A 12,849-nucleotide genomic window follows, 5' to 3' on the forward strand; every position below is an offset into this window, starting at 1 on the left:
ATTATGTTTTATAGAAATGATAAAGGAACGTGTGACATACAATGAAGAATTTAAAGAAAAGAAAATTAATATTATTTATCTTTCTCATATGTACTTTAATTATAGCTACCAAATTATCATCAGTCGATGCGGATACCATTTCCGCAGGGGGTGGTAATCGAATCCATTTTATTAATTTAAAATCTAAGTCAGGGAGTGATGCTATTCTCTTAGAAAGCAGAGGACACTTTGCTTTAATTGATATGGGTGAGGATTATGATTTCCCAGATGGAAGTAACCCACGTTATCCAGATAGGTGGGGAATAACCATGGACAATGACCAAGTTTTAGAGGATCGATTGTTCCGTCATTTGAAACAAGTTGGTGTTAAAAAGCTAGATTTTATCTTGGGCACTCATGTCCATAGTGATCACATTGGTTCTGCAGATGAAGTTCTTAAACGTTTTCCTGTTGATAGATTTTACTTAAAACGATATGCTGATGAACGTATTACAACAAAATGGAGATTGTGGGATAATCTTTTTAATTATGATAATGCGGTTAATACTGCTAGAGAACGTGGAGTAAAATTGATACAAGATATCTCAGATACAGATAGTCATTTTACTTTGGGTTCCATGGATATTCAGCTATATAACTATAAAAATGAGTATGATAGCAACGGAAATTTAAAAAGGGTATTTGATGACAATTCCAACTCAATTGTAGCAGTTGTGAGAGTAGCAGGTAAGAGAATCTATTTGGGTGGAGACTTGGATAATGCTGAGGGAGCAGAAGATAAGTTAGGTCCTGTAATTGGTAAAGTAGACATGATGAAATGGAATCATCACTATGATGCTAACATTTCTAATACAGCTAACTTTATTAATAATTTATTACCAAGTATTGTTGTTCAGACAAGTGGATCAGATATTAATCGTGAATCTACTAGGACTCTACTACGAGAAAAGAATATAAAAATAGTAAAAGCTTTTAGTCATACAAAAGATGCGACTGTTTTTGATATAGATGAAGAAGGGTTTACTGATGTTTCGAAAGTTTTCCCCGATATACCGACGGTTAGAGAAAAATGGTATAAAGAAGAAGGTTACTGGAAATATCGCTTGTTCGATGGAGAAATGACGATTGGTTGGCGAAAAATAGACGGTGTTTATTATTTCTTTAATGGAAAAGGACAAATGCAAGCTGGCAAATGGTTGCATTTGAAAGATTCTAGAGAAAAGCTTGATGGAAATTGGTATTACCTAAACAACAATGGAGGCATGCAAGAAGCCGGTTGGTTTAAGAAAGACGGTTTTTGGTACTATATTACCTCTACAGGGGCTCGGAAATATAATGAATTAGTGGAGATTTCTGGACAAAAATATTTATTTGATAAAGAAGGAAAAATGTTAACAGGATTGCACGAGTTTAACGGCAAAAAAATGTTCTTTGCTACTAATGGTGCCCTTCAATCTAATGGGAAACCTTCTAGTTGGAAAAAAGTGTTAGGAAAATGGTATTATTACGATGAGAATGGAGTCCCTTCACTTGGTAAAAAAATTATAAATGGAACAACTTATTTCTTTAATCAAGAAGGTGTTATGCAAACTGGCTGGGTGTTGGTAGATAGTCACTGGAACTATTATGAAGCATCTGGAGCGATGCAAACTGGCTGGATTAAAGATAAAGATATATGGTATTATTTAGACAAAGATGGTATCATGTTAACCGGAAAACAAGAAATAAGTGGAATTCGTTACTACCTGAATACAAGTGGAGCGATGCAAACTGGCTGGAAATTGATGGATAAGAACTGGTATTATTATTCTAGTTCTGGAGCCATGCAAACTGGCTGGATTAAAGATAATGGAAAATGGTACTATTTGAACAAAGACGGTATCATGGAGACAGGTTCTCATACTATTAACGGATTGCGTTATTATTTGAGTACAAGTGGAGCGATGCAGACTGGTTGGCAGAAACTTGAAGAGAAATGGTATTTTTATTCTGATTCTGGAATTGGTCAAACTGGCTGGCTAAAAGATCATGATATGTGGTATTATCTTGAAGCTAAGGAAGGTACTATGTTGGTTGGTCTTAATCAAGTAGATGGTAAAAATTATTACTTTAGTGCGTCTGGTGCCATGCAGACTGGCTGGAAATGGTTTGATAATCATTACCGTTACTTTGAATCAAATGGAGCCATGAAAACTGGTTGGATAAAAGACAAAGGCGTCTGGTATTATCTAAATCCTGAAGATGGTATTATGTTGGTTGGCCTTCATAAAGTTAATGGTAATCAATATTACTTTGATTCAACAGGAGCAATGCAAACTGGCTGGAAATGGTTTGATAATCATTACCGTTACTTTGAATCAAATGGAGCTATGAAAACTGGTTGGATAAAAGACAAAGGCTTCTGGTATTATCTAAATCCTGAAGATGGCATCATGTTGGTTGGTCTTCAAAAAGTCAATGGTGATCAATATTACTTTGATTCAACAGGAACTATGCAAACTGGCTGGAAACAAATTGATGGTAACTGGTATTATTTCCAAGTAGATGGTTCCTTATTGAAAAATTCTACTACACCTGATGGTTATAAAGTTAATGAAGAAGGTGTATGGAAACAAGTAGTTACTGCTCATAAGAAGCCAAATCATTCTACAAACAAACAGGAAACGTCTACTTTGACTGATAAATCAGAAAATATGAATAAGGAAGATAAACAAGAAAAACAAAAAGAGGACTCAATTATAGAGTCAAGTAGTTCCGACAAGAAAGAAAAGGAATAATGAAAAAATCCCTTGCTAGTAGAATAGTCTATTAGCAGGGGATTCTTTAGATTTTTATAAGATTCGTAATCTTTCTTACCGAGATAGTACCGAGACGTGGAATACTGACGTTGATAGCTCCACTCAGGACACTGGCAATCAACATGACGATACTGGAAGCAATAGTGTAATAAGAAATGTAGTTTTCATCAATAGTTTGTTCGTACTGTTTTTGAGCTTGTTTAGCTAGGTATAAAATCTTCTTATAGCCACAATTCTGTCTTCTTTTAGGGCAACCGTTACAGATAAAGGGAGCTTTGTCGAGTAGAGGACAAGGAAGGTTATCGCATGTAGACTCTCGGACTGTCTGTTTCGTTTGACTTCTTTGGAAACAGTAGTTTTGTCTTTTAGAATGGATTGTCAGATAGCTTTGAAGGTTTCCCCGCGCTCTAAGCCTAATTGGATATCGTTACGGTCTGAAAGGGTAAGATGTTTATATTTTGTCATAGTGAGCCTTATTTCTAACTCAAACGTCTCACACTGAATTCCACCATAAAAATCTGTTTTAGACTAATTTCCACTTCGGTTAGGAAAGTGGAAGTTACTTTGAGAAGTTACCCTATGGAAAATCTATCCCGACAGAGGAGCCTTCTTTTGATAAAATCGTAAAAATCTAGTATAATAGATAGAACTGAAAGTATGAGGTTACTAGCAATGAAAATGAAACAAATCAGTGATACAACTTTAAAAATCACGATGTCTTTAGAGGATTTGATGGATCGAGGAATGGAGATTGCTGACTTTCTCGTTCCTCAAGAAAAAACAGAAGAGTTCTTTTATGCTATCTTGGATGAGTTAGAGATGCCTGATAGCTTCCTAGATACAGGTATGTTGAGCTTCCGTGTGACTCCAAAACCTGATAAGGTCGATGTCTTTGTAACCAAATCAAAGATTGATCAAAATTTAGATTTTGAAGATTTATCGGATTTGCCAGACATGGAAGAATTGGCTCAAATGTCTCCAGATGAATTTATCAAAACCTTGGAAAAAAGCATCGCGGACAAAACTAAGGATGATATCGAAGCCATTCAATCTCTAGAGCAAGTCGAAGCCAAGGAAGAAGAGCAGGAGCAGGCTGAACAAGAAGTTGAGAGCAAGAAAGAGCCCTACATCTATTACATCCTTTCTTTCGCAAAATTAGCTGATTTGGTGGCTTTTGCCAAGACAGTGACTTTTGAGATGGAAACTTCTGAACTCTACAAGATGAATGAGCGCTATTATTTGACCATTTTAGTGGATATTGAAAATCATCCAAGTCCATATCCAGCTTGGCTGTTGGCCCGTATGCGCGAGTTTGCGGACGATAGTGATATCAGTCGTTCAGTCTTGCAAGAGTATGGTCAAGTCTTGATGAATCACGATGCAGTACTTAATCTGCAAAAGATTGGATAATCCTTTCTGGAAAGCTATTTCTAGATTTTGAGAAGAGCGAATCGTCTGATTCGTTTTTTCTTTTCTAGATTGAAATAGTGATTTACTATAATAGGAATTTTCACAAAATTCTGTTATAATGGCTATATTAGAAAATTTCGAGGAGACAAACATGACAGTTAAAATTGCTTTACTAGGATTTGGTACCGTTGCAAGTGGTGTGCCTTTTCTCCTAAAGGAAAATGGAGAAAAAATCAATCAATCAGCACATTCAGAGATTGAAGTCGCTAAGGTGTTGGTCAAGGATGAAGATGAAAAGAATCGCTTGCTTGCTGCTGGGAATGACTTTAACTTTGTAACCAATGTGGATGACATTTTATCAGACCAAGATATTACTATCGTAGTGGAATTGATGGGTCGTATCGAACCTGCTAAGACCTTTATTACTCGTGCCTTGGAAGCTGGGAAACACGTTGTCACTGCCAATAAGGACCTTTTGGCTGTCCATGGTGCAGAATTGTTAGAAATCGCTAAAGCTAATAAGGTAGCACTTTATTACGAAGCAGCAGTAGCTGGTGGTATTCCAATTCTTCGTACGCTAGCAAATTCATTAGCTTCTGACAAAATCACTCGTGTGCTTGGTGTAGTCAACGGAACTTCCAACTTCATGATGACCAAGATGGTGGAAGAAGGCTGGTCTTACGATGATGCTCTTGCGGAAGCACAAAGACTAGGTTTTGCAGAAAGCGATCCGACAAATGACGTAGATGGGATTGATGCAGCCTACAAGATGGTTATTTTGAGCCAATTTGCCTTTGGTATGAAGGTTGCTTTTGATGATGTAGCCCACAAGGGGATTCGCAATATCACACCAGAAGATGTCGCTGTAGCCCAAGACCTTGGTTATGTAGTGAAATTGGTTGGTTCTATCGAGGAAACTCATTCAGGTATTGCTGCAGAAGTAACACCAACCTTCCTTCCTAAAGCGCACCCACTTGCCAGTGTGAATGGTGTGATGAACGCCGTCTTTGTAGAATCTATCGGTATTGGTGAGTCTATGTACTATGGACCAGGTGCTGGTCAAAAACCAACTGCAACAAGTGTTGTGGCGGATATTGTCCGTATTGTTCGTCGCTTGAATGATGGAACTATTGGCAAAGACTTCAACGAATACAGTCGTGACTTGGTCTTGGCTAATCCAGAGGATGTCAAAGCTAATTACTACTTCTCAATCTTGGCCCCAGACTCAAAAGGTCAGGTCTTGAAACTTGCTGAAATCTTCAATGCCCAAGATATTTCCTTCAAGCAAATTCTTCAAGATGGCAAAGAGGGTGACAAGGCGCGTGTTGTGATCATCACACACAAGATTAATAAAGCCCAGCTTGAAAATGTTTCAGCTGAATTGAAGAAGGTTTCAGAATTTGACCTCTTGAATACCTTCAAAGTGCTAGGAGAATAAGATGAAAATTATTGTACCTGCAACCAGTGCCAATATTGGACCAGGTTTTGATTCGGTCGGTGTGGCTGTAACCAAGTATCTTCAAATCGAGGTCTGCGAAGAACGAGAAGAGTGGTTGATTGAACACCAGATTGGCAAATGGATTCCACATGACGAGCGTAATCTCTTGCTCAAAATCGCTTTGCAAATTGTACCAGACTTGCAACCAAGACGTTTGAAAATGACCAGTGATGTTCCCTTGGCGCGTGGTTTGGGTTCTTCCAGCTCGGTTATTGTTGCTGGGATTGAGCTAGCCAACCAACTGGGGCAGCTCAACTTGTCAGACCATGAAAAATTGCAGTTGGCGACCAAGATTGAAGGGCATCCTGACAATGTGGCTCCAGCCATTTATGGTAATCTCGTTATTGCAAGCTCAGTTGATGGACAAGTTTCTGCTATTGTAGCAGACTTCCCAGAGTGTGATTTCCTAGCCTACATTCCAAACTATGAATTGCGTACTCGAGACAGCCGTGGTGTCTTGCCTAAGAAATTGTCCTATAAGGAAGCTGTTGCAGCTAGTTCTATCGCCAATGTGGTGGTTGCGGCCTTGTTGGCAGGAGACATGGTGACAGCTGGCCAAGCAATTGAGGGGGATCTCTTCCACGAGCGCTATCGTCAGGACTTGGTAAGAGAATTTGCGACGATTAAGCAAGTAGCCAAAGAGAATGGTGCCTATGCAACTTATCTCTCTGGTGCTGGGCCAACAGTTATGGTCTTGGCCTCTCATGACAAGATGCCAGCCATTAAGGCAGAATTGGAAAAGCAACCCTTCAAAGGCAAACTGCATGATTTGAAAGTTGATACCCAAGGTGTCCGTGTAGAATCAAAATAAAGAATAGAAGATAGGATGGGGAAACTTTCGACCAGAGGGCTTCCTATCCTTTTTTTGAAAAGAATTCGAGTTAAAAACTTGATAAAGGAGAAATAAAGATGGCAGAAATTTATCTAGCAGGTGGTTGTTTTTGGGGCCTAGAGGAGTATTTTTCACGAATTTCAGGCGTATTAACAACCAGTGTCGGCTACGCTAATGGACAAGTCGAAACGACTAATTACCAGCTACTCAAGGAAACAGACCATGCAGAGACGGTTCAAGTGATTTATGATGAGAAGACAGTGTCACTCAGAGAGATTTTGCTCTATTATTTTCGAGTCATCGATCCCTTGTCCATCAATCAACAAGGGAATGACCGTGGTCGCCAATATCGAACTGGGATCTATTATCAGGATGAATCAGACCTACCTGCTATCTACACAGTGGTGCAGGAGCAGGAGCGCATGCTGGGTCGAAAGATTGCAGTAGAGGTGGAGAAACTTCGCCACTACATTCTGGCTGAAGATTACCACCAAGACTATCTTAAGAAGAATCCTTCAGGTTACTGTCATATCGATGTGACCGATGCTGATAAGCCATTGATTGACGCAGCAAATTATGAAAAGCCTAGTCAAGAGGTATTAAAGGGCAGTTTATCTGAAGAATCCTATCGTGTTACCCAAGAAGCTGCTACAGAGGCTCCATTTACCAATGCCTATGACCAAACCTTTGAAGAAGGGATTTATGTAGATATTACGACAGGTGAGCCCCTCTTTTTTGCCAAGGATAAGTTTGCCTCAGGATGTGGTTGGCCAAGTTTTAGCCGTCCGATTTCCAAGGAATTGATTCATTATTACAAGGATCTCAGCCATGGAATGGAGAGAATTGAGGTTCGTTCTCGGTCGGGAAATGCTCACTTGGGTCATGTTTTCACAGATGGGCCTCGGGAGTTAGGTGGCCTCCGTTACTGTATCAATTCTGCTTCCTTGCGCTTTGTGGCCAAGGATGAGATGGAAGAGGAAGGATATGGCTATCTACTACCTTACTTAAACAAATAAATCAGAGAGGGTGGGTACTTCCCACTTTCTTCATTTCTAGAATACGAATAGAAGGGATTTATGAAACACCTATTATCTTACTTCAAACCTTACATCAAGGAATCAATTTTAGCACCCTTGTTCAAGCTACTTGAAGCTGTGTTTGAGCTCTTAGTTCCTATGGTGATTGCTGGGATTGTTGACCAATCATTGCCCCAGAGGGATCAAGGTCATCTCTGGATGCAGATTGGCCTGCTCCTTATCTTTGCAGTGATTGGCGTTGTAGTGGCCTTGATAGCTCAGTTTTACTCAGCCAAGGCAGCGGTAGGATTTGCCAAAGAACTGACAGACGACCTCTATCGTCATATTCTTTCATTGCCTAAGGACAGCAGAGACCGTTTGACAACTTCGAGCTTGGTGACTCGCTTGACTTCGGACACCTACCAGATTCAGACTGGTATCAATCAATTCCTGCGTCTCTTTTTGCGAGCACCAATTATCGTTTTTGGAGCTATCTTTATGGCCTATCGAATCTCAACTGAGTTGACTCTCTGGTTTTTAGTCATGGTTGTCATTTTGACCATTATCATTGTAGGCCTCTCTCGACTGGTCAATCCTCTCTACAGCAGTTTCAGAATGAAAACGGACCAATTGGTTCAAGAAACGCGCCAGCAATTACAAGGGATGCGAGTTATTCGTGCTTTTGGGCAAGAAAAACGAGAGTTACAGATTTTTCAAATCCTTAACCAAGTCTATGCTAGATTACAAGAGAAAACTGGTTTCTGGTCTAGTTTATTAACACCTTTGACCTATCTGATTGTCAATGGAACTCTTCTCGTTATCATCTGGCAAGGCTATATTTCTATACAAGGAGGCTTACTCAGTCAAGGTGCTCTTATTGCCCTCATCAACTATCTCCTACAGATTTTGGTGGAATTGGTCAAGCTAGCTATGCTGATAAATTCCCTAAACCAGTCCTATATCTCTGCTAAGCGAATCGAGGAAGTCTTTGCTGAAGCTCCAGAAAATATCCATTTAGAATTAGAACAAAAGCAAACTACTAGTAATCAGGTTTTACAAGTTCAAGGACTGACCTTTACCTATCCTGATGCGGCCCAGCCTTCTCTGAGAGATATTTCCTTTGACCTGACTCAAGGGAAAATCCTTGGTATTATTGGGGGAACGGGTTCTGGTAAATCAAGCTTGGTACAACTCATCCTTGGACTTTATCCAGCAGATAAGGGAAGCATTGACCTTTATCGAGATGGATCTAGTCCTCGTAATTTGGAGGAGTGGCGGTCTTGGATTGCCTATGTGCCCCAAAAGGTTGAACTCTTTAAGGGAACTATTCGTTCCAACTTGACTCTAGGTTTAGATCAAGAAGTAACTGACCGAGAACTATGGCAGGCCTTGGAAATTGCACAAGCCAAGGATTTTGTTAGTGAAAAGGAAGGGCTCTTAGATACCCTAGTTGAGGCAGGAGGACGAAATTTCTCAGGTGGACAAAAACAAAGGTTGTCGATCGCTCGAGCAGTCTTGCGCCAAGCTCCATTTCTCATCCTAGATGATGCGACCTCGGCCCTCGACACCATTACTGAGTCCAAGCTCTTGAAAGCTATCCGAGAAAACTTACCAAATACAAGCTTAATCTTGATTTCTCAACGAACCTCGACTTTACAGATGGCTGACCAGATTCTCCTCTTGGAAAAAGGTGAGCTTCTAGCTATCGGCAAGCATGAGGACTTGATGAAGTCCAGTCAAGTCTATCGTGAAATCAACGCATCCCAACATGGAAAGGAGGACTAGCATGAGACGACAAACTGCAAACCAGACGTTCATACGTTTGGCCAAAGATTTAGCAAGCCATCCTTTCCTCCTTTTCTTAGCCTTTCTAGGAACTATTGCTCAGGTTGGTTTATCAATCTACCTACCTATCTTGATTGGGCAGGTCATCGACCAAGTCCTAGTGACTGGTTCATCATCAGTTTTTTGGCACATTTTCATTCAGATGATTTTGGTGGTCATAGGAAATACTCTCGTTCAATGGGTCAATCCTCTCCTCTATAATCGCCTAATCTTCTCTTATACTAGAAACTTGCGAGAGCGAATCATCCATAAGCTCCATCGTTTACCGATTTCTTTTGTAGATCGGCAAGGCAGTGGAGAAATGGTCAGTCGTGTAACCACGGATATAGAACAGTTAGCAGTTGGCTTGACCATGATTTTTAACCAATTTTTCATTGGCGTCTTGATGATTTTGGTTAGTATTCTAGCCATGCTCCAAATTCATCTCCTCATGACCCTCTTAGTCTTGCTGTTGACGCCACTATCTATGGTAATCTCACGCTTTATTGCTAAACGCTCCTATCATCTATTTCAGAAGCAAACAGAGACGAGGGGAATTCAGACCCAGTTGATTGAAGAATCGCTTAGCCAACAGACGATTATCCAGTCTTTTAATGCTCAAACAGAGTTTATCCAAAGGCTGCGTGAGGCTAATGACAACTACTCAAGCTACTCTCAGTCAGCCATCTTTTATTCTTCAACGGTCAATCCTTCGACTCGCTTTGTTAATGCGCTCATTTATGCTCTTCTAGCTGGATTAGGAGCTTATCGTATCATGATGGGGTCTACCTTGACCATCGGGCGTTTAGTGACCTTTTTGAACTATGTCCAACAGTACACCAAACCCTTTAACGATATTTCTTCAGTTTTAGCCGAATTGCAAAGTGCCTTGGCATGTGCAGAGCGTGTTTATGCTGTCTTAGAAAGTCCTGAAGTGGTTGAAACAGGTAAGGAAGTCTTGACCAGTGACCAGGTTAAGGGAGCAATTTCCTTTAAACAGGTCTCTTTTGGTTACAATCCTGAAAAGATTTTGATTAAGGATTTATCTATTGACATCCCAGCTGGTAGCAAGGTGGCTATTGTTGGCCCGACAGGTGCCGGAAAATCAACGCTTATCAATCTTCTTATGCGTTTTTATCCCATTAATTCAGGAGATATCTTGCTGGACGGGAAATCCATTTATGATTATAGTCGTGCCTCTCTTCGACAGCAGTTTGGCATGGTGCTCCAAGAAACTTGGCTCAATCAAGGGACCATTCATGACAATATTGCCTTTGGCAATCCTGAAGCCAGTCGGGAGCAGGTGATTGCTGCAGCCAAAGCAGCCAATGCCGACTTTTTCATCCAACAGTTGCCCCAAGGCTATGATACCAAGCTTGAAAATGCTGGAGAATCTCTCTCTGTCGGTCAAGCTCAACTTTTGACCATTGCGCGTGTCTTTCTGGCTATTCCAAAGATTCTTATATTAGACGAGGCGACTTCTTCTATCGATACACGGACAGAAGTATTGGTTCAGGATGCCTTTGCTAAGCTCATGAAGGGGCGCACAAGCTTTATCATCGCCCACCGCTTGTCAACCATTCAGGATGCAGATTTAATCCTTGTCTTGGTGAATGGTGATATCGTTGAGTATGGTAATCATCAAGAACTCATGGCTCGAAAGGGCAAGTATTACCAAATGCAGCAAGCTGCAGCTTTTAGCTCTGAATAATGCTTTATATTTTAAAATCTCATGGACAAAAAAAGTTGCCTTTGGGTGACTTTTTTGTTACAATAGCTAGAAAAATTGTTCACTGTAATACTCCATGAAAATCAAAGAGCAAACTAGGAAGCTAGCCGTAGGTTGCTCAAAGCACTGCTTTGAGGCTGTAGATAAGACTGACGAAGTCAGCTCAAAATACTGCTTTGAGATTGTAGATAGAACTGACGAAGTCAGTAATCATATATCTACTCCAAGGTGAAGCTGACGTGGTTTGAAGAGAAGTATAAATTGTCTTTTAGAAAAGGAGCCTAGAATGAAAGTCTTTCAGCATGTAAATATCGTGACTTGTGACAAAGATTTCCATGTTTATCTAGATGGAATCTTAGCCGTTAAGGATTCTCAAATCGTCTATGTTGGTCAAGAGCAGTCAGAGATTATAGAGCAAGCTGAGCAGATTATAGACTATCAGGGAGCCTGGATTATGCCTGGTTTGGTCAATTGTCACACCCATTCTGCTATGACCGGATTGAGAGGAATTCGAGATGATAGCAATCTCCATGAATGGCTCAATGACTATATCTGGCCTGCAGAAGCAGGATTTACTCCCGACATGACTACTAAGGCGGTTAAAGAAGCTCTGACAGAGATGCTCCAGTCAGGAACAACAACCTTTAACGATATGTATAATCCCAATGGTGTGGATATTGAACGGATTTATCAGGCAGTGAAAACTTCCAAGATGCGTTGTTATTTCTCACCGACTCTTTTTTCTTCAGAGGCAGAGACAACTGCTGAGACCATAAGCAGAACTCGAGCAATCATTGAAGAAATTATTGGATATAAAAATCCAAATTTCAAGGTGATGGTAGCCCCACATTCTCCCTACAGCTGTGATAGAGACTTGCTGGAAGAAAGTTTAGACATGGCAAAAGAGCTTGCTATTCCAATCCATATCCACGTGGCGGAGACCAAGGAGGAGTCAGGAATTATCCTGAAACGATACGGCAAACGCCCCCTCGCCTTTCTTGAAGAACTGGGTTACTTAGATCATCCGTCTGTCTTTGCTCACGGGGTCGAATTAAACGAGAGAGAAATTGAACGCTTGGCAACTTCTCAAGTGTCTATTGCCCACAATCCTATTAGTAACCTCAAACTGGCATCAGGGATTGCTCCTATCATTCAACTGCAAAAAGCAGGAGTAGCAGTCGGAATTGCGACGGATTCGGTTGCCTCCAATAACAATCTAGATATGTTTGAGGAAGGACGGACTGCAGCCCTTCTTCAGAAGATGAAAAGTGGGGATGCCAGCCAATTCCCAATCGAAACAGCCCTCAAGGCTCTGACAATCGAAGGGGCTAAGGTCCTAGGAATGGAAAATCAGATAGGAAGTCTAGAAGTCGGAAAGCAAGCAGATTTTCTCGTTATTCAACCACAAGGAAAAATCCATCTCCAACCCCAAGAAAATATGCTTTCTCATCTGGTTTATGCAGTTAAATCTAGTGATGTAGATGATGTTTATATTGCCGGAGAACAGGTTGTTAAGCAAGGTCAAGTACTGACAGTAGAACTTTAAAAGAAAAATCACGAAAAAATTTTAAAAAAAGTTTGCAAAAATCTTGCATTCTTTTTTTGACTATGCTATACTTATATACGGTTTGAAAAAACTGCCTAAGACAGTAGGGGAGCTCGACTCATAAATATCCTACCGAGGACAAAACGTATCATGTAAAAAGAAGCGTATTGTACTTTCGTGTCTAGGTTTGGGCGCG

The 12,849-nt window shown here is 40.5% G+C and carries 8 protein-coding genes, 1 pseudogene and 1 other annotated feature (1 of these 10 running past the window's edge); of the genes and pseudogenes, 8 read left to right on the forward strand and 1 reads right to left on the reverse strand.

What is annotated here, in order from left to right:
* Positions 1-41 precede the first annotated feature (41 nt).
* On the forward strand, positions 42-2,777 hold the full coding sequence (locus N8M95_RS00350) for an MBL fold metallo-hydrolase (RefSeq protein WP_261116354.1): 2,736 nt from the start codon (positions 42-44) through the stop codon (positions 2,775-2,777).
* Between the two features lie 181 nt (positions 2,778-2,958).
* Here N8M95_RS00350 and N8M95_RS00360 read toward each other — a convergent pair.
* Positions 2,959-3,263 (reverse strand): annotated as a pseudogene (locus N8M95_RS00360) (helix-turn-helix domain-containing protein); the annotation flags it as partial.
* Positions 3,264-3,470: 207 nt separating this feature from the next.
* On the opposite strand from N8M95_RS00360, the gene mecA reads away from it, so the two are divergent.
* From mecA to N8M95_RS00395, 7 genes are all read left to right on the forward strand, one after another.
* Positions 3,471-4,208: an adaptor protein MecA gene (gene mecA / locus N8M95_RS00365; protein ID WP_000782684.1), complete on the forward strand. Its 738-nt coding sequence runs from the start codon at positions 3,471-3,473 to the stop codon at positions 4,206-4,208.
* 151 nt (positions 4,209-4,359) lie between these two features.
* A complete protein-coding gene (locus N8M95_RS00370) occupies positions 4,360-5,646 on the forward strand; it encodes a homoserine dehydrogenase (protein ID WP_261116355.1) in 1,287 nt (428 codons plus the stop codon).
* 1 nt (position 5,647) lies between these two features.
* Positions 5,648-6,517: a homoserine kinase gene (gene thrB / locus N8M95_RS00375; protein WP_261116356.1), complete on the forward strand. Its 870-nt coding sequence runs from the start codon at positions 5,648-5,650 to the stop codon at positions 6,515-6,517.
* A gap of 98 nt (positions 6,518-6,615) precedes the next feature.
* Positions 6,616-7,554 carry a peptide-methionine (R)-S-oxide reductase MsrB gene (msrB, locus tag N8M95_RS00380; protein ID WP_261116357.1) on the forward strand — a complete coding sequence of 313 codons (939 nt, stop codon included), beginning with the start codon at positions 6,616-6,618 and terminating at the stop codon, positions 7,552-7,554.
* Positions 7,555-7,614: 60 nt separating this feature from the next.
* Positions 7,615-9,339: an ABC transporter ATP-binding protein gene (locus tag N8M95_RS00385; protein ID WP_020901494.1), complete on the forward strand. Its 1,725-nt coding sequence runs from the start codon at positions 7,615-7,617 to the stop codon at positions 9,337-9,339.
* Between the two features lies 1 nt (position 9,340).
* A complete protein-coding gene (locus tag N8M95_RS00390) occupies positions 9,341-11,089 on the forward strand; it encodes an ABC transporter ATP-binding protein (RefSeq protein WP_120718677.1) in 1,749 nt (582 codons plus the stop codon).
* Between the two features lie 304 nt (positions 11,090-11,393).
* Positions 11,394-12,653, forward strand: coding sequence for a TRZ/ATZ family protein (locus N8M95_RS00395; RefSeq protein ID WP_078238287.1), 1,260 nt, complete (start codon positions 11,394-11,396; stop codon positions 12,651-12,653).
* 76 nt (positions 12,654-12,729) lie between these two features.
* Positions 12,730-12,849: a sequence feature (ribosomal protein L10 leader region), on the forward strand; it runs 16 nt beyond the window's last position.

It is taken from the genome of Streptococcus mitis, from assembly GCF_946190325.1.
Classification (GTDB): domain Bacteria; phylum Bacillota; class Bacilli; order Lactobacillales; family Streptococcaceae; genus Streptococcus; species Streptococcus mitis_CF.